The sequence below is a fragment of the Pseudomonas sp. NFACC46-3 genome, assembly GCF_900114515.1.
Classification (GTDB): Bacteria; Pseudomonadota; Gammaproteobacteria; order Pseudomonadales; family Pseudomonadaceae; genus Aquipseudomonas; species Aquipseudomonas fluorescens_Q.
This window is the reverse complement of the sequence record NZ_FOTH01000007.1, coordinates 63698-82164: the sequence shown is the minus strand read 5'-3', so window position 1 is coordinate 82164 and position 18467 is coordinate 63698. Positions and strand designations below refer to the sequence as shown.

Here is an 18467-nt window from a genome sequence, read left to right as displayed (position 1 = left end):
CTCCTAACTGTTGAGTTGGTTGAGGATGGCTTTACGCGCGATCTGGCTGAACTCTTCCGATAGCTGCGGCGCCTGGGCGCTGAGCGCATTGTTCAGCGCTTTGGCGATCTGTGACTGGACTTCGGGTTTCTGGAACAAGCGGCCGATGATCTGCTCCAGTGAGACATCGTGAGGCGTCAGCGTCACCGACACATCTATCTGGGCACTGTCCAGGTTTGCGCTGATATCGCTGATCGTGAGCGTCAAGGCATTCACATCGGCGCCTGACGGGGTGATCGTCAGCGAGCTTTGCAGGTTGACCACAGTCGCGGTCAGGGTGCCCTGCAGTAGGACTGGCTTGAGGCCCTGCTGGGTCAGCGAGAACCCGGCGTTCACGGTGAGCGGCGGTGCCGGTGGAACCGGCTGGCTGACCGTCGGGCCCGGGCGGTCGAGCTGCCGTACCGGCCCCTCTGCCAGGGCGCCGAAATTGAGCGTGGCGGCAATCCGCGGAGTGCTGAGCTTAACCGCCGACAGCGGTGCCTGAGCGTTGGAACCGCCCGAAAGCGTCAGTTTGGTCAACTGGATGTTGGTGTACTTCAGCCCCCCATACGTCTGATCGGGTATGTCGATCTGAGGATTGGAATAAGGCTCCAGCACCGGATCCGACGAGCACGCGAGTTGCCACGGGAGATACCAGTTACTGTTCGCTTCGTTCAGCGCCACGCGTGTGCGATCGAACAGGAACAGGTCCACGGGCGAGGCCGCGTCCTGGCCACTGTCGTCATTGGGCAGGCCTTGGGCAGGGAGGGGGCCGAACACACTGGACATGAGGTTCTCGGCCTGTGTGCCGAGCATGTCGTTGACGCTTTGCAGGTTGGAGGGCAAATTCAACATGCTGCTTAACGCGCCGACCATGGCTGCCTGGCCTTGGGAAGCGCTGAGCGCCTGCCTGATCAACTCAATCAGCTCATCTTTGCCCGTCAGGTCGCCATCCAGCGTGAGTTGCGTGAAGTTCAGCGTGATGGAACCGCCCTTGACGTTGGTGATTTTCAGGTCGCTCACCCCGATGGCCAGGGAACGGGTTGCGGCGCTGCCTTCGATGGTCACGCTGACCTGCGCGTTCAACATGCATTCACTGAACGCGACAGTGAACGCACCGGTGCCGATGATGTCAGTGGTCGAGGTGTCGGGAGCGTCCCCGATCAGGAGCGACTGGTCGATGCGATAGTTGCCAGACATCGTCAGCGGCGGCAAATGTGTCTGCCCCGAGGGGCCGTTATAGTAATTGAACAGCAATGGCAGGGTGATGGAGTAGCCTTGGCCCGTGAGTGTGGAGGACGACGGATTAACGAAGATGTTTTGCAAACCGTCCACCAGGACTGCAGACAGACTCAGGTACGGATACGGTTTTTGGGGATCGGGCACGGCGTCTTCGTCGTTCATCAGTGACCATACGTTGGCGAACCGCTGGGCGATATAGTTGCCATTGTCGCCGGTCAGATAGCCCAGATCCTGCTCGTCGGCATGCACCGGCAGCACCGGATTTCCATCCCCCCCTTGCATCTCCGCCAGTTGCTTGGGCAGCCATAGCTTTGCATTGTCCGGGTCGTTGAGGCACGGTTGCAGCGTGTCGAGAAAAAAACTCATCAAGGTGCTCATGGGTGCTCCGTCAGGTGCAGGGTCAGCCGTTCAATGGGCGGTCAACGACGTGTAGTGCCAGTTCCTCCAGTGCGTCGCGATAGCGGCCTGGAGGAAATGGCTCGAGATAGAACAGCGCCTGCAAGGCTTCGCGCCGGGCAGCCGCGTAGGCCTTGTCGATACAGCCACAATCACGCAAGTCGTCCAATGCATCGCCCAAACGATGCCCCGTCAATGGCGTGCCTTCGCGCAGCGATTGGCTGATTGCATGTGTCGGGCCGAGCGTCTCCATCGCATAGATCAGCGGCAGCGACAGTCGACCCAGTAACAGGTCGATACCTGACTGCTTGCCCGCCGAACTTTCGTACTCCACCACATCGAGCACGTCGTCCATGATCTGGAACGCACGACCCAAGGCGCGCCCGAAGAAGCCACCGCGGCGGGCATCACGGCTACGCCCACCGGCCAGATCGATACCCCCCTGGCAGGCCAACCGAAACAAGACTGCGGTCTTGCGGTCAATGGTCTGGTAATAGCGCGCCAGGCGTGCATCGTGATCCTCGGGCAAGGTCCGGTCCAATTCGTCCAACTCGCCTCGGCAGATATCGAACGCGGTATCCAACACCAACCGCACCAAGGTCATGTCGCGCTCGGTATCCACGGCGGTGGCGAACCCGCGAAGCGCCTGTACGAATTGCAGATCGCCGATCAGCAGCGCGGTCTTGCTGCCGCGAGCCGCCGACACCGATGGCAGTCCGCGTCGCAGCTGAGCCTCATCGACGATGTCGTCGTGGATCAAGGTGGCCACATGCAGCATCTCCAGCGATGCCGCGCCTTTGTAGACCTTGTCGGGCAGAGGCCCATTCTGCGCGATGAGCCGCGCCGACAGGAGCATGACCAAGGGGCGTATCTTTTTACCGCCGGCAAACATCTGCCGTTCCACGTCGGTGAGGTAGGGCGCCTGCGGTTCCAACGCCAGCTCCACTTCCTGCCGGAAACGCACGAGGTCTTCGGCCAGCAGTTCTTCACTGATGCGCGCGTACACTGATGCCGACGATGCTGTCGGCTGTTGCGCGATGACTACAGCAATGGAGTCGCTTGCCGACATCATGCCTCCTGGCTGGCGAGCATTCGCAGTACGCGAGTCAGTTGGCTGGCAATGCGGTCTTCGAGGATGCCTCGGATGAAGTTGGCGCTGCCCAGGCGCGAGCGACCGACCTCACCGGCCTGGCCCTGCCACTGCGCGCTGTCAAGGTCTAGAGCCGGCACGCTCAAATTGCTGCGTTGCAGTTTGAGCGTCAGCGCGCCATCGGGCTGCTCGCTGAGGGCGAAGACGAAGCGGCTTTGCGCGAGCGAACTGGAGAAGGGGCCGCTATGCAGGGGCAAGCGGCGCTTGGGGTCGTGCAGACGCAATGATTCGGCATAGATGGACTGCACACGCGCCTGAGTCTCGGCGTCCATGATGAAACCGTGCTGGGCGCATAGATCCAGGTCGGTATCGTCATGGCTATTTTCGAGGATCCGTGACAACGCGCTTTCCAGGCCCTGGGTCTGCAACAGGAAGTTTGCCTGATTCGCAGGCGAGGCTTTATCGACAGCGCTATAGACAGCCTGGGCGGTCATAGGCACCACATTCTGCTGGGTGTTTTGGGTGGCGTTGGCAACTTGCGTCTGAAAAGTCAGCGCGGCCGTCGCGGCCTCGGGGTAGGGGTGATAACAGGCGCCGTAGAGATTGAGTTGTTGCGCTAACGCGTTCTCATTGTAGGACTGCGACGTCGTACCAAAGGACTTGTCCGTGATCGCTGGATTGACCGGCATGCCCGGTGTATCCAACGCCTGGGACGTATAGTCGGACATCTGCTCGGTGGCGCCATCGCCTATCCAGAGCTTGCGCAAACGTGCATTGGTAGTGAAGACAGCGTTGTAGGCGTCGTTGTGTTGGTTGAACATATCCAGCAGGGAGCGGCCGTTTGCAGTCTGATTCAACTGGGTACGCTGATCGTTGGCTTGCTGCAGCTGGTCATACTGTTTCTCGGTGATAGTCGGTGGATCGGTATCATCAACAGTACTCGCACCCACGGCAAAGCTTGCCAGCGGCGCCATCAATCCACCGGTATCCAATTGCACCTTCGCACTTTCCAGGCCAAACAGTTCGTAGGTTCCGTTCAGTTGCATCGGCGCCAGGGTCACCACGATACGGCGGGGATCATGGTCGGGAACGATGGATAACAACGTCACTGGCGACACCGAGATGTCGTTCAATGCCAGCAGTAATTCGCCACCGTTGGAATTGCTGGGAATGTCCACATGGCTGGCCAACGGATAGGGGCCACAAGCCGATACCGAAAATTGTTGGGGCAGGGTAGCGGCCAAGGAAGCTGTGCCGGAGGCAGCCGTCAATTTCGGCAGGAAGTCGTCGATAGTAGGCATGCGATGCGCTCTCGTAGGCAGATCAGACGCTGGTAGAGGGGAGATTGGTGATCGCCAGCGTCGCGACGATTTTCAACATCGGGCTATCGCCGATGTTGACGCTACCCAAGGTCAGAGCGCTGGGGGCGATGCGGATACCATTGGTATCGTAGTTGGGCACTGAGCCGATGGACTCGACTTTGCCTTGCAACGCGTCCTTGGGTTTGTCCTTGACCTCTGCGGCGATGAGGGTCGCAATGGGATAGGCAACCGCGGACAGAATCTTCTGGACCAGGTTTCCTGTCGGCGTCAATTTAAACGTCAGCGACGGTACCGACGTTATCGTCGCGCTGATAGCGACGCCATCGACTGCCACGGTCAGATCGATTTCGGCGGGCGAAGGACTGATGGAAACATCGTAATCAAACATGCTCGACATGGGCGTTGCTCCGGCAAGGAATTTGAGGGTTACAGCAGGGCCGCACCGAGGGCACAACCTGCCGCCGCCAGGGCCATGCCTGCCGCAGTGAGGGTGGCCTGCGCGTTGAGCGAAGCGCTCAACTGGGCATTGATGGTCAAGGGGGCCACCTGCTTGACTGTGGCCGAGAGCGAGGAGATCGAGCCGTTGTAGCTCCAATCGGCCAGTTTCTTGAAGTCGCCGCTGTCGGAGAACGGATACCCCTGGTAAGGCTTCAAGAAAACAGCCATTGCCGCGTTGATCAGCGTATTGCTGGCGATCACGAACACCGGATCGGTGGGCCAGGTTACTCCGTCGATATCCAGCGCATTGGTGTTGGTGGTCAGCGTCGTCGCACCGAGCAAATAGCTTGCAGTGAGTTGCAGCTGTACAGGGTTGAGTGTCACCCCGTTCCAATCGAGGTTGGGCAGGTGCACGAGGGCCAGCATCTGATTAGCAGAGGTGAATATCTGCGGCAACAGCATCAGGTTGAATATGGCTATGTCCCACGCGGAGAATTTGCTCTCGTCCAATGACACTGCCACCAAGTCGAGTGCCAGTGTTCCCGGCGTAAAGGTGAGCGTGGCGTAGACCACTACGCTCGGGGCGGTACCGCCTACCGCGGGCGCAGTACCCAGCGTGTAGCTGGCCGTCAGCATCGGCAAGGTGAGTTGGACCATTGGCAAACTGGGCAAAGGGATGCTCTGGGAACCATTGGTTTCGCCGTTCGGCGCAAGCGCGGCATTCCAGATAGCCGGGGAGGGAGGGCCGAAAGCAAGGCTAGGCGCAGCACCGACATCCCAAGTCAGCGTCACTGCTCCGAGGTCTGGCAGGGTTTTGGGCAGGCTGCCCTTGAATGGGTCATTAGTGCTGGGGGCATTCTGGTAATACTCGCCCAACAAGGTGTTGAGCTCCGTCACGCTGATGCCTGCGGCAGCGTCGAAATTGGTCATCCCTGTACCTTCCTGATGTCTGTGAGAATCCATCTCACACTCGAATGTAGCAGGTTTTTAAAAGTCCACCTTTTTTCTTAAAAATTTGTTTAAGAGGCGTCGGTTCGGCCAGATATAAGAAATGCCAGCGCTTATCGATACCTCTGGCACCCGCCCATTTCGCAAGAAACCGTAGCGGGACACTCCGGCTTCTTGCGCGACGATTCACCTCCCGGTCTACATAAGCATATTGCGCGAATGCCGTGCGCTCGCCGCCCTGGATGAACGTCTGGATAGTGCGGTCGGTGTGCAGGCGGGCACCGATGGGGCGGTTGCTACTTGCGAATCAGGGCTATGACGTATTCGCACACTTGCGATGTGGCGTTTTCGAACGTGCAGGCTTCTTCAGGCAACCCCAATTGCAAGCAGTCGCCTTGCTCCAGGATGTAGGTGGTGGTGCCCTTGGTAAACGTCAGCGTGCCTTGCGTGGCCCACACCTGCTGATGAAGGAACGCATAGGCCGTGGCCGGGTAGCTGATACGCACGCCCGGAGGCAGTTGCACACTGATGAGCTCCAGTGGCCAGCCCTCCCGCGGGGAGACTTGCTGGCGCGCGTAGCCAGTTTCCGGGTCGACCCAACGCGGTTGCTCCGCCGCCCTTGACAGAAGTCCCGAGCGTCCCTCGGCTCGATGCAACAGGGTGGAGAGGGGCAAGCCGAAAGCTCCCGACAACCGGCCCAGGATCGTCGACGTCGGGCTGACTTGTGCGTTTTCAATTTTGCTGATCATTGCCTTCGATACACCGGATAGCTGGGCGAGCTCGCCGATGGACCATTCCCGGGCGGCTCGCTCGGCTTTGATGGTGAATGCGATGTCAATGGGTTGATTGTTCACTATAGAAGACTTCCAAATCGGGGTGATTTAATTTGAGCTTAGCGCCCGACATGCATCTTGCTGGTGCAAAAAAAATATAATGCTCTATTTTTGTGCGATAAAATAATACCAACTCATAATCAATTGATTCTAAATGGAATTAATATCACGATTTTCATGTTTAAAAATAAATCTATTGTTCGGAACGCCTTCGATTAAAAGTATCAATTTGTTTGCGTGAATTGCTTGTTTACTATCTGAAACGCGCAGCGACATTCCGTCGCGGCCATCCAAGCTACCTTATCGTATTTGGGGGGATCTATGCCGGCTCAGCAAATGGAACAAGGCTGTCTAACGGGTGAGCAAATCATTCATTCGATTAAAGGAATGATCACGGCTTCGGGGATCAACACCAATGCGTTCTATAAAACCTTTCGACAGGCCCCGCTGCCCAAGGCAACGCTGAAGAAAGTGTTCCAGCAGTACTTTTATTACATTCGTACGTTCCCCCAGATCCTGGCGGGTACCTCGCACCGCACCGACAGCGAAGTGATTCGGATGAAGCTGGCGCGCACGGTCGTGTCCGAGCTGGGCGATGGGGTAGGCGAGGCACACTTCATCATGTTCGAGCGTGTACTTGCCGGCGTTGGCATCACGTTGGATGACTGGAAGAAGGTTGAATATATTCCCGAAGCCAGTGAGTTGGTCGATGGCCTGCGTCGAATTTTCCTCGAGGGTTCGACAGAGCATGCCATTGGTGCTCATTACGTTATCGAAGAGTTCGGCTTTCCGATGATCGCCAACCTGTACGAAGGCTTCCGCCTCTACAGCGGGTGGAAACACGAAGACTTCACCTATTTCTATCTGCACATGCTGGTAGAAACCGATCATGTGCAATGGATCAGTGACGCGGTCATGGAGGCGGCCCGGGACACTGACAACGGCAACAATATTCTGGAGGGCGCTGCCGATGTACTGAACTTGTTGACCCGTTTCTGGCAAGGACTCAACCGAATAGCCACTCACGCCTGACCAATCAATACAAGGGGGCGGGAAGTCATGGATGATTTGACATTGATTGGTCGAGTGGCGCCCTTCAGGGATGCCAGTGCATATGCAGCATCCTCAGGAGCGCTGAACCTTTCGCAAGGGCTTCCTGAACCCCTGTTTGACAATGCCATGAATGCGGCGTTGGCCCGCCAGGTCAGGGCGGGCTGGCAGTACGCCGACCCACGCGGCGAAATGATTTTGCGCGAAAGCATTGCGGCCCACAGTGCCGGCTATGCGCCCGACAGCGAAGTGCTGGTAACCAGTGGCTGTACCGAGGCCTTGTACTTGGCCCTGTACGCAGCGTCCACGCAGTACGGCAGCCGGGTCGCGTTCTTTGAGCCCTTTTATCCCTACTACCCAGGAATGGCCACGTTGCTGGGATTGGAGTTTGTTGCAGTGCCGTTGTCGGTAGGGGAGTCGATCGGCCCCGATTGGGCACTGCTCGAACAGCAGTTGCGCGCGGGTGTTCGCATACTGCTGCTCAATACGCCCCATAACCCGACAGGGTGGTGCATGTCCGCTGATGATTGGCAGCACCTGGTGGCGCTGGCAAAAAACCATGATTTCATGGTGATTGTCGACGAAGCCTATCGTCACTATCAGTACGACGCTGACACACCGGCGCGCTACCCCAGCCAGCAGATTCCCATGATGGTGGCAGGCAGCGCTTCAAAGTTGTTGTCCATGACGGGCGTGCGAATCGGCTGGTTATGCGCGCAGGCAACCTTCACGGAGCGAGCCTATGCCCACCACCTCTACCTGAGCTATTGCCAACCCACCCCCATACAGGCGGCCGTTGCTGTTTTGCTCGATGAGTTGACCGCCGGGCGACTGGACAGCTTGCGTGAGCACTACAAGCACAAACGTGATCGCCTGGCAGGTGCGCTGATGGCCGCCGGGCTGGATGTCCGGTTACCGGCGGGCGGCCATTACATCATGGCCGACTATTCACGGCGGGCGCCTTTATTGTCCCCCGTTGAATTCAGTCAACACCTGGCCGCTCGTTGCGGTGTCATGCCATTGCCCGCGACGCCCTTCTACCAGGGGTCATGCCCCACCTATGTGAGGTTCTCTTTCTCGGTAGCCAAACCTATTGTTGATCAAGCCTGTGCCCGCCTGGAGGGTTTTTGAAATGGAGCAGCATGTGTTCGACGTCATTGTCGTAGGCGGCGGTCCCGCAGGGCTTAGCGAGTGTATCCGGCTGATTGATCTGGGCCTGAAAGTCGCTGTCATCAGCGATGTATTCGGGGGGTGCATGGGCATGATGGGCGATCATCCATTGCAGTCCTACTGCAATGAACTGGAGATCGAAGGCGCGCCCTATCCCTTGCAAAGGTTCATGCGCAAGTTGTGCGTCAGCCCCACCGGTGAGGAATACGCAGCCTACATCCGTAGTAACTTTGAAGCCTTGCAATTGACCAAGATCCAGCAACGGGTGGTCACCGTCAGCAAGGTCCAGGGGCTGTTCGAGGTGAGCCTGGCCCCGGGTTCCCAGCATCGTTCCTTGCGTGCACAGCAGATTATCCTGGCAACCGGGATTCGCCCGAAGGCGCCGCCCTTCGAAATGCCCAGTGCCCATTGGTTCAATTGCTTTGACGTCTATCAAATGGTTGCGCGGGGCCAGGCCCATCGTTTCCTGCAGCAAGATGTGGTCATCTTCGGCAGTGGTAACAGTGCGTTCCAGATCGCACTGCTCCTGGCGCCGTTCGCCCGCAATGTGTCGATCCTGATCAAATCCTATCTGGGGCTATATCCCCAAGAGACCGATGATCGCTTTGCTCTCAGGTCCCTGAGCCAGCGCACGCTGGAAATGATTGCCAAGACTTCGTCCAGTTCCTTTCAAGGGCCGCTCAACAGCGCCAGCAGCACGGGCCGGGCCAATATCTGGCTACATGCCTACAACAGCATTCACCAGGATGGCGACAAGGTCGTCATGGACCTTCCGGCGTCACTCAACGGCCATCCGCTGCTCCAGGCTTCCTGTCGCAAGGCTCAAGAGGCGGGCCGGTTGGTCGCCGCCCAGGCATCCGACGGGCATGAGTTGCATTTGGATGTGTCGGCGAAGGAGCAATGCCTTGTTTCGGCCATCGGCGTCACCGCACAACTCCCCGCCACCGACTGGCCGCAACTGCTCAACCAGCAAACCGGCTTTACCTGTCACCAGGATGGGAAAAGCCCTGTCGCAGGCCTGTATTTCGCGGGTGCTGCCTCAGGTTATGCGTCGATCAACACGATGGTGCCGGCAGCTGCGGAAATGAGTGCCGCCATATCGCTGCGAGAAGGACTGCGGTCATGGGCGTGAGGATGTTCCAGCCGCTACGCCTGGACATTGGCGACGTGCTCGGGCAGTCGGCAGCGGCGCTCAAGCAGGCCATCGCCCAGGCCAAGGTACTGGTCATCGCCAACCAGGACGTCAGCGTCGCCCCTTATGTGCAGTTGATGCGCAGGCTGGGCTCGCCTGTCCATCATGTGTTGGCCAAGTACTGCCTCGAGGATTATCGGGAAGTGCTGACTGTGACCAATCTGCATCGGGACGGCCAGGCCTTGGGCGTGCATGAAGGAGGAGGGTATTGGCACACCGACATGTCGTACAAATCGGCGAACACGGTGTTCACGTCACTGCTGTCGGTACGTGTACCCGACCAACACGGCGAGACCCAATTCATCGATTGTGTCGCAGGCCTGCAGCAGGTTCGCCAGTGGCTGGAAAGCCCAGGTTGCCCGCCGTACCTGAAAGGTCTCGACCTGGAAAACCTGCGGGTTCACCACCGTTTCGGCAATCGCGACGCGCTGCGCAATGCCGACGCCGCGGTGCAACAGCTCAATTCCCAGGAGGCTGGCGCACTGGAAAACACCGTGGTCCACCCCCTGGTGTACAAACACCCGCTCGCTTGCACGGCGTCACTGTATGCACCGGCTGCAACGGCCATGCAAATAGAAGGGGTGACGCCTGCACTGTCCCATCGCATTCTCGACAGCCTGGTCGACTTCCTTGTCCAGCACGCACCGCGCTATCGGCATGCCTACCGCCCAGGCGACATCGTCATCTGGGACAACCTCTCAACGCTGCATAAAGGTCCGCCAATACCCAAAAGTGAAGGGGGCGCCGATGCGCGCCTTCTCTATCGCATGAACGTCGACTTCCAGTGAGGCACTACTATGATCCAGACCATCGTTTTCCTGACGCCCCATTACCTTAACTTTGCCTCCGAGAAGGCGTTGCAGACGCTGGGTCGAGATTGCCGGACAGTGCTGATCGCCTATCATGCCGACGTCCTGCCGCCCGCGCTCGAGCGTAATGTCTCACAGGTTGTGCGCGTCGATGCCGACCTGCAGCGCAACATCCGTCCGCTGCTGGACCATGACCAATGTCGCAGCATCATCAGCGATGAGCTGCGAGCCGTGCAGGGCAATACTTCGTCATTGCGTATTTTCTGCCAGGAAGAGTGCCACGTTGAGCTGGCGGCTCAGTTGCGCGAGGAGTTCGGATTAGAGGGTGATACACAGGCGATCGTGGCGAACTTTCGCGACAAAGTGCTGATGAAACACGCGGTCAGCCAGAAGGGGATACGCATTCCCGAGTTTGTGCCACTGGATCACGTACGGCTATCGGCTGAGCCGCAGGCTTACTACGCCGATCTGACGGCGCGATTGGGTTTGCCCCTGGTGCTGAAGCCGGTGAATGCGGCGGGCAGTTTCGAGGTGTCGATCATTCGCAGCGAGGCCGAATTCATCAAGGCCCGCGAACAAGTGTTGGCCTCGCCGTATCATTTTGATTACGAGGTGGACGAGTTCATTGACGGCGACATGTTCCAATGCGACTCGTTTGTGGTCGACGGTCAAATCCGCTACTGCGGTGTGCTGGAACTGGGTTGCACCAACTTTGACTTCGTCCAAGGCAAGCCCTTGAGCGTGATTCCCGTGGCCGACCCCACGCTCAAGGCGACCCTGGAGGCATTCAATCGGGACGTGATTGCGGCCCTGAACTTTCGCAACGGTTCGACGCACCACGAGGTCTTCGTGGACCGCAAGCGCGGTTATCCGGTGTTCCTGGAAATTGCCGCACGCGTACCTGGCGGCATCGGGGTGCCGTACCACGAGAAAAACAGCGACATCAACCTGATCGACGCCAATCTCTACCTCACAGCCGGCGCCGCAGCACTCGATGACATCAAGCCCAACGAGAAGAACAACGTGGTGTCCGCCTTGTTGCCCTTGCGCAAAGGCCGGATCAGCCAGCTCAACGAGCCCCCCATTTCCAGTATCTACAACATCGACTGGCGGGTCGCCCCCGGAATGGTGGTGGACTCCCGGTCCCTGGCCGATACCGCGGGCATCCTGACTTTGTATAACGCAGACCCAAAGGTACTTCGCGCCGACTTCGAGGCTTTGCAGCACTACGTACCGACCCAGGTGGAAGTGCTGGAGCCGGGAACCGCTTGATCGATCAGGTAGGGCGCCAAGCACAGGTTTTTCTCAAGGAGCAGGCATGAAGACAGGAATACTCGGTGCCGTCAGCATGGCGGTCTACTGCATCTCGACGGCGCTCTCGGCCGTCTGGGTCATGGTGGCGTTCACCCGCATCAGTGGGGCGGCGTTGACATTCATTACCTTCCTGATGGCCTGGGCGGTATTTTTCCTGGTGCATACCTTGCGGGGTCATGACCCGTTTCGCCTGCTGCGCGAGGAATGGCGAGGCGTGCTGCTGCTCAATGTGCTGACGTTGTTCAGTTGGTGGTTGATGTTCATGGCATTGCAGCGCATCGAGGCGTCGGTGGAGTCGGCCATCTATCAGGGCTGGATGCCGCTGGTGGTGGTGGTCTGTGAAATGCTGGTGGCGCGCTCCTCGGTCAGTCGTTCCCGCTGGCTGGGCGCGCTGCTGATCCTGCTGTCGCTGATGGCGTTGGTCCTTATGCGTCTCGCGCTTGGGGTCACGGCCCAGGTAAGCCTGGTCAACTTGCATGAGGGCATTGCCCTGGCGAGTGTCGCCGGGATCACGGGCGGGATCTATGTGTTCTGCTCGGCTCGACTGAACCGCGACAGCAAGTACAGCGCCATGGATATCCTGTGCGTCAGGTTCTTCCTGCTATTGATCGTCACAGGGTGGGTGGGCCGGGAAAATCTGCACCAACTGCTCACGCTGGATACCGCCATGCTCGGCCAGTTGATCAAGCTGGCGTTTGTCAGCGTGCTGATTCCGGTGTTTACCCTGCAATTTGCCATTGAGCACCTGGGAGGTGGGCGGGTGTCCATTCTCACGCCTTGCGTGCCGGTCATTGCCTTGGCCGCCGAGTTCGTGCTCTCCACCTGGCATAGCCCTTGGGTTCCCGTCCTGGTTACGGTGGTGTGCGTGGCGGTGTTGTTGTCCAACGTCTGGTTTTCGCGAGACAGGCGCGTTGTTCATTCAGGGCCTATGCCTGTTGCCCTTCAAAAATAGACTTCTGTTTGCTGGAGCATCCCATGACTCTTTCCTTGGCCTTTGCGCAGGGGGCGGCAGACGCTTGCTCGAATGACGACCGCAGCGTACTGGCACGCACATTGGAAATCGCACGAACCTTGATCGGTTTCCCTTCTGTCAGCGACCGCTCCAATCTGGACCTTATCGAATGGGTGAGCGGGTACCTGCACGGTTTCGGGGTACAGGCCCAGATTCTACCGGACGCCTCCGGGCGCAAGGCGAACCTGTTTGCCAGCCTTGGACCGCCACGCCCCGGGGGCATCATCCTGTCCGGACATACTGACGTGGTGCCGGTAGCGGGCCAGGCTTGGGCGCAGGACCCGTTCAGCGCTTATCTGGATCAGGACCGGCTCTACGGTCGTGGCAGTTCAGACATGAAGGGGTTCATCGCCGTGGTGCTGGCGATGGTTCCCGAGCTGATGGCCTCTGCACGACAAAGCTTTCACCTGGCCTTGTCCTATGACGAAGAAGTGGGTGCGATGGGGGCGAAACATCTGGCCCCGTTCATCACCCAGGCGCAGCTGGAGCCCGCCGGTTGCATTGTCGGCGAGCCGACTTCAATGGCGTTGGTGATCGGCCACAAGGGGCGTCACGAAATCAATTGCTGTGTCCATGGCAAGGTGGCGCACTCCTCGTTGCCGAACGAGGGGGTCAACGCTATCGACTATGCCGCGCGGGTACAGATGCAGCTTCAGCACGTGGCCAGGCGGCTTTCACAGGGGCCGTTGGACAGCGGGTTCGATGTCCCGTACACCACTGTCCAGGTCTGCCGGGTCAATGGCGGTGTCGCTGGCAATGTCATTCCCGGTCAATGCAGCTTTGACTTCGAGATTCGCTACCTGCCCGGATGTGATGCCGAGCAACTGCTGGTACAGATCAAGGACGACGCCAAGCAGGCCATGCACAGTGAGACGGATGATCGCGCTTGGGCGGCGTCCATCGAGTTTTCCCACACGTTGCATACTCCGGGGTTGGATGAGAAGGGCAACCAGGCATTCGCGCAGTGGGTCCGCGAGGCTAGCTCAATGGCCCATGGCCGACAGCGAGTGGCGTACAGCACCGAGGCCGGACTGTTTCAGGCCGCTGGGATCCCCACGATCGTCTGCGGCCCAGGGAGCATCAAGCAAGCGCACAAAGTGAACGAGTATGTGGACTTGGCCCAGCTCAAGGCCTGTGAACAGTTCCTGCGCCGCCTGGCACGTTGTGAGCCATTGCCGCCAATTCCCGCAGGGGCTGCGCAATGAGCGCCACAGCCTTGGATAGCCAGGGGCGCGAACGCAGGAAACTGGTGCTGGCGGTGAGCGTGGGCGCCGCACTGGAATGGTTCGACTTCACCCTGTTTGCGATCTTCTCCTTGCAGATTGCCGCAGCGTTCTTTCCGGCTTCCGACCCACTGATGTCGTTGCTCGCGTCCTACCTGGCGCTCGCCGTCGGCTTCGTGGCCCGACCGTTGGGCGCGCTGCTGATGGGGCGCTATGCCGATCGCCAGGGGCGCAAGGCCGCGCTGACGCTGTCCATCATGCTGATGGGCGCCGGGACCCTGATCATCGCCGTATGCCCGACCTACCAAACCATCGGTTGGTGGGCACCGCTGAGCGTTGTCGTCGCGCGCATATTGCAGGGGGTTGCAGCAGGAGGAGAGATCGGTGGCGCGCTGGCCTATCTTGTCGAGACAGCACCGGCGGACCGCCGCGCGCTATTTGCGTCCAGCCAACAAGTGGCGCAAGCCGGATCATTCCTGCTATGCGGTTTAAGTGCGAGTCTGTTGTCGAGCGCGCTGACGCCCGCCCAGTTGGATGAGTGGGGTTGGCGCGTGCCCTATGTCTTCGGACTGCTGGTCGTGGTCGCAGGCTTGAAAATTCGCCGCAGTCTCGAGGAAAGCGAGCCGCTGCGCCGCTTTCTCGATAATCAAGATAAGCACGCGATGGCCGGGAAGGGGCCTAGCCTTCGCCCCTATCTGCCCAACCTCGTGATGGGGGTGTTGATCGTCGTGCTCTGGACGGTCGCGACACAATTGATCAATTTCATCCCGACCTATGCATCGATGGTGCTTGAGCTTCCGCGCAACAAGGCCTACCTGGGGTTGGTGCTGGTCGGCCTCATCACGCTGCTGTGTCCGTTAACGGCACTGCTGTCGGACCGTATCGGGCGCTACACCGTGATGCTCATCGGTGCCGTGGGGGTCGCGCTCTGTGCCTACCCAGGGTTCGTATGGCTGAACAACAGTCCCAGTCTCCAGACACTGATCATCTTCCAATGCGCGCTGGCAGTGTTGATGGTGCTTTACACCGGGCCGGCTGCGGCGGCCTTGGCAGAGCTGTTTCCGGTGCAGGTCAGGGCCTTGGGTGTCTCGCTGGCCTACGCCTTATCGGTGACCCTCTTCGGCAGTGCCACGCCTGCGCTGATTACCCTGATCTACCGCCAGAGCGGAGATGCCCTGGCGGCGGCCCACTGGTTGTTTGCGGCGGCCTGCCTGAGTGCGATACCGCTGGCCTGGGTAAGCCTGTCGAAATACCGGGCAAACGCCACCCCGGCGCTGACGGCAGAGCATGAGACTTGAGTGACGTTGATTCACCCTGTTCATTGAACGCGCTTCGCAAACCCGTACTGCCTGGCAGACCCCACCACCGCCAACGTCAGCAGCAGGAGAACGACCAGGACCGGCGCAAACGCCACCACCCCCAGATGATCGAGCAGAATGCCGCCGACGATCCCGCCGCCGGCAATGGCGAGGTTCCAGGCCGTGACCAGCATTGACTGGGCCAGATCCGCCGCGTCTCCGGCAGTCTTGGCGATGGCCGTCTGGAACAGCGTCCCAGCCCCTCCGAAAGCGATTCCCCAGGCGGCCACGGCGATATACACCGCCGCAGGCCTGTCGTTCATTGCCCCGAGCATCATGGCCGAAAGGGCGAACAACACCGTACCTGCGAGCGTCAACGCCCGCAGATGGCGATCGATCAGCACGCCGACGACCCAGATCCCCAGCAACGATGCGACGCCAAAGACCAACAGGACCAGATCCGTTCGCTCGCCCAGGCCTGCCGCCGTCAGAAACGGAGCGATATAGGTAAAGAGAATGTTGTGCGCCAGGACAAAAGCCAGTACCACGAACAACACCGAACGAACGCCGGGCAGGGTGAAGACCTGGCCCAGGGCAAGACGTTTGCTGGAGGCCTGCCCGGGAAAGTCAGGCACCTTGAGTCGTACCCAGACCATCAAGGCCACGGCGAACAGGCTCATGAGGGCGAAGCTCATTCGCCAGCCGACCAGATTGCCGAGCAGCGTGCCAGCCGGGACGCCCAGGGATAACGCCAAGGGCGCGCCCACCATGGCGATTGCAATCGCTCGACCTTTCTGGCTTTCGGGCACCATGCGGGCGGCATAACCGGCCAACAAGGCCCACAGCAGCCCGGCCGATACGCCCCCCAGCAAGCGCGCGACAATGGTCAAACCATAATGGGTAGAAAACGTCGTGACGGTATTGGCAACGGCGAAACCGGCGATGGCCATCAGCAACAGCGATCTGCGTCGCATGCCTTGGGTCGCGGCGGTCAATGGAATGGCCGCCAGCAAGGAACCGATCGCGTAGACCGTGACCAACTGGCCGGCGAGGGCTTCGGAGATCGCCAGCCCTTCGCTGATCTGTGTAAGAAGACCGGCGGGCAAGGCTTCGGTGAGGATGGTCACGAATGCCGCCAGTGCGAGGGCAAACAGTGATCCGATAGGGAGCGGCGCGGTGTCCGGGACAGCCTCGGCATCGGCGTCGATATGGGTATTGGCAATCGTCATGTGTCACCTGCCTGGAACGCTTCTGACCCGCCGGATAGCGGCGTCAATCGCAGATTGATAAGTGCCGACCACGGTAAGTGCCCCTCCTTGGCGAGACAAGAATGCTAGAGTGCGCAACACATCGGAAAAAATGTCCGCAATTGGAGCCTGGCGTGGAATCACTGAGCGGGATTGATTTTTTTGTTCGCGCGGCCGAAACCCGCAGCTTTTCAGAGGCGGGCAGGGCGCTGGGTATTTCGTCTTCGGCAGTGGGCAAAAGCGTCGCCCGGCTCGAGGAACGGCTGGGTGTGCGGCTGTTTCATCGCAGCACGCGCAGTATCACGCTGACGGCGGAAGGGACGCTTTTCCTCGAGCGTTGCCGGCGTATTCTCTGCGAAGTCGAAGCGGCCGAACTGGAACTGTCGCAAACCCGCCAAGCGCCACGGGGCAAACTGCGGGTGAGTTTGCCGCTGGTTGCAGATTTGGTCATGCCGACGCTGATGGCCTTCATGCGCCGCTACCCCAGTATCGAACTGGACCTGGATTTCTCCGACAGGCTGGTGGACATCATCGAGGAAGGTTTCGATGTCGTCGTTCGGACTGGAGAACCGAACGACTCCCGGCTGATGTCCCGTCCGTTGGGCACGTTCAAGCTCGTCGTGGTCGGTTCGCCCCGGTACCTCGCCGAACACGGCACGCCGCAGGTGCCGGCGGATCTGCTGCGCCATGCCTGCCTGCTCTACAAGTTTCCCAGTACTGGCAGGATGCAGGTCTGGCCGATAAACGGGGAGGGGCAGCCGGATCTCAACCTGCCGGCCACCCTGGTCTGCAACACCACCGAGGCGTTGCTGTACGTCGTGCGCGATGCATTGGGGATTGCCTGCGTGCCGGACTTCACCGTGCGCGATGCCATCGCCAGCGGTGAACTGGTCACCGTCCTCGACGACTTCAATCGGCATCAAAGCACCTTCCGTATGCTCTGGCCCTCAAGCAAACACCTGGCGCCGAAACTGCGGGTGTTCATTGATTTCATGAGCAGTGAGTTGTTCAAGTGACCGGACCACCGCAATCGCGAGCAAGCTCGCTCCCTCATCCATGGGAAAGGTGCTGGCCACGGATTCAGATCAAGGGGCCTTGTTCTCCACCAGGCAGTTTCCGCCATCCACGACGATAACTTCCCCCGTGAGGTAGCTCGCCTCTGAAGAAGCCAGGAAAGCCACCAGTGCCGCCACTTCTTCGGGACGTCCCGCCCGGCCCATCGGCGTGTATTCGGCCGCTTTGGCTTCCTCTGGAGTGGTCGATCCTGTGGTGATCCAGCCGGGAGCGACGCTATTCACCGTGATCCCTTGCTGGGCGACTTCCAGCGCCAGGCTCATGCTCATTCCGACCATCGCGGCCTTCGCGGCGCTGTAAGCCGCTTCACCGGGGTTGCTGCAGCGGGTGCCGGTCGTGGAACTGATGTTGACGATGCGCCCATAACGACGCGCCCGCATGCCGGGCAGAACTGCCCGGGTAAGAAGAAAGGCCGTGGTCAGGTTTCGCGCCAGCGTCAGGTTCCAGGTGTGCAGATCCATGCTTGCCACGTCGGAAAAAAACTCCGGGCTGCCTTGCATCGCCATGCCCGCGTTGTTGACCAGAATATCGATCTGCCCCCAGACGGACTCCGCCCATGCCATAAACTCACGTACCTGGTTTTCATCGGTAAGATCGAGGGCCCGTCCTTCGACTTCGAACCCTTCGGCGCGCAGTTCTGCGACTCGATCGTTGATGCGTGCACTGCTGGCGGTGACGATCAGTCTGACGCCTGCAGTACCCAGTCTGCGGGCGATCGCCATGCCGATTCCGATCTCACTTCCAACCCCACTGATGAGTGCCACAGGGTTCTGTCCAGTTGCGTTTGGCAT

Annotated in this window: 17 protein-coding genes; 9 read left to right on the top strand and 8 right to left on the bottom strand. The window is 59.6% G+C overall.

Translation table 11 applies throughout. From position 1 onward, the window contains the following. Positions 1 to 3: 3 nt before the first annotated feature. The 6 genes from BM300_RS10285 to BM300_RS10260 all read right to left on the bottom strand — a co-directional run bounded on the left by BM300_RS10285 (position 4) and on the right by BM300_RS10260 (position 6308). On the bottom strand, positions 4 to 1638 hold the full coding sequence (locus BM300_RS10285) for a hypothetical protein (RefSeq protein ID WP_092462770.1): 1635 nt from the start codon (positions 1636 to 1638) through the stop codon (positions 4 to 6). Between the two features lie 22 nt (positions 1639 to 1660). Then, positions 1661 to 2725 carry a polyprenyl synthetase family protein gene (locus BM300_RS10280; RefSeq protein WP_106215856.1) on the bottom strand — a complete coding sequence of 355 codons (1065 nt, stop codon included), beginning with the start codon at positions 2723 to 2725 and terminating at the stop codon, positions 1661 to 1663. After that, the gene (locus BM300_RS10275) at positions 2725 to 4047 is read right to left on the bottom strand and encodes a hypothetical protein (protein ID WP_092143521.1); all 1323 of its coding nucleotides are present in this window, start codon (positions 4045 to 4047) and stop codon (positions 2725 to 2727) included. The genes BM300_RS10280 and BM300_RS10275 overlap by 1 nt, the downstream gene beginning before the upstream one ends. 22 nt (positions 4048 to 4069) lie before the next feature. Further along, positions 4070 to 4465, bottom strand: coding sequence for a hypothetical protein (locus BM300_RS10270; RefSeq protein ID WP_092143518.1), 396 nt, complete (start codon positions 4463 to 4465; stop codon positions 4070 to 4072). A gap of 29 nt (positions 4466 to 4494) precedes the next feature. Next, complete coding sequence (locus BM300_RS10265) at positions 4495 to 5436, bottom strand: hypothetical protein (RefSeq protein WP_092143515.1); 942 nt, start codon at positions 5434 to 5436, stop codon at positions 4495 to 4497. Positions 5437 to 5750: 314 nt separating this feature from the next. Continuing rightward, complete coding sequence (locus BM300_RS10260) at positions 5751 to 6308, bottom strand: helix-turn-helix domain-containing protein (RefSeq protein ID WP_092462768.1); 558 nt, start codon at positions 6306 to 6308, stop codon at positions 5751 to 5753. A gap of 366 nt (positions 6309 to 6674) precedes the next feature. Here BM300_RS10260 and BM300_RS10255 point away from each other — a divergent pair, with 366 nt between their 5' ends. Genes BM300_RS10255 through BM300_RS10220 form a run of 8 tightly spaced genes read left to right on the top strand, consistent with a single transcriptional unit; the run spans position 6675 to position 15355 of the window. Next, positions 6675 to 7319 (top strand): iron-containing redox enzyme family protein, encoded by a 645-nt coding sequence (locus BM300_RS10255; RefSeq protein ID WP_238992595.1) that lies wholly within the window; start codon positions 6675 to 6677, stop codon positions 7317 to 7319. Between the two features lie 27 nt (positions 7320 to 7346). Beyond that, a complete protein-coding gene (locus BM300_RS10250; RefSeq protein WP_092462766.1) occupies positions 7347 to 8468 on the top strand; it encodes a pyridoxal phosphate-dependent aminotransferase in 1122 nt (373 codons plus the stop codon). Between the two features lie 13 nt (positions 8469 to 8481). Then, positions 8482 to 9639: an NAD(P)/FAD-dependent oxidoreductase gene (locus BM300_RS10245; protein WP_170845950.1), complete on the top strand. Its 1158-nt coding sequence runs from the start codon at positions 8482 to 8484 to the stop codon at positions 9637 to 9639. Continuing rightward, positions 9630 to 10487, top strand: a complete 858-nt coding sequence (locus BM300_RS10240; RefSeq protein WP_092462764.1) for a TauD/TfdA dioxygenase family protein — start codon at positions 9630 to 9632, stop codon at positions 10485 to 10487. The genes BM300_RS10245 and BM300_RS10240 overlap by 10 nt, the downstream gene beginning before the upstream one ends. Before the next feature lie 9 nt (positions 10488 to 10496). Continuing rightward, positions 10497 to 11780 carry an ATP-grasp domain-containing protein gene (locus BM300_RS10235; protein WP_092462762.1) on the top strand — a complete coding sequence of 428 codons (1284 nt, stop codon included), beginning with the start codon at positions 10497 to 10499 and terminating at the stop codon, positions 11778 to 11780. Positions 11781 to 11826: 46 nt separating this feature from the next. Then, positions 11827 to 12774: an EamA family transporter gene (locus tag BM300_RS10230; RefSeq protein ID WP_092462760.1), complete on the top strand. Its 948-nt coding sequence runs from the start codon at positions 11827 to 11829 to the stop codon at positions 12772 to 12774. A 23-nt stretch (positions 12775 to 12797) separates the two neighbouring features. Next, positions 12798 to 14039, top strand: coding sequence for an acetylornithine deacetylase (gene argE / locus BM300_RS10225; RefSeq protein ID WP_092143494.1), 1242 nt, complete (start codon positions 12798 to 12800; stop codon positions 14037 to 14039). Further along, positions 14036 to 15355, top strand: coding sequence for an MFS transporter (locus tag BM300_RS10220; protein WP_092462758.1), 1320 nt, complete (start codon positions 14036 to 14038; stop codon positions 15353 to 15355). Before argE ends, BM300_RS10220 begins: the two co-directional genes overlap by 4 nt. 20 nt (positions 15356 to 15375) lie before the next feature. Here the strand turns inward: BM300_RS10220 and BM300_RS10215 are convergent, their stop codons facing one another. Further along, on the bottom strand, positions 15376 to 16584 hold the full coding sequence (locus BM300_RS10215) for an MFS transporter (RefSeq protein ID WP_092462755.1): 1209 nt from the start codon (positions 16582 to 16584) through the stop codon (positions 15376 to 15378). A 152-nt stretch (positions 16585 to 16736) separates the two neighbouring features. On the opposite strand from BM300_RS10215, the gene BM300_RS10210 reads away from it, so the two are divergent. After that, positions 16737 to 17618, top strand: a complete 882-nt coding sequence (locus BM300_RS10210) for a LysR family transcriptional regulator (protein WP_092346369.1) — start codon at positions 16737 to 16739, stop codon at positions 17616 to 17618. Between the two features lie 69 nt (positions 17619 to 17687). On the opposite strand, the gene BM300_RS10205 is transcribed toward BM300_RS10210, so the two are convergent. After that, positions 17688 to 18467: an SDR family NAD(P)-dependent oxidoreductase gene (locus tag BM300_RS10205; protein WP_092462752.1), complete on the bottom strand. Its 780-nt coding sequence runs from the start codon at positions 18465 to 18467 to the stop codon at positions 17688 to 17690.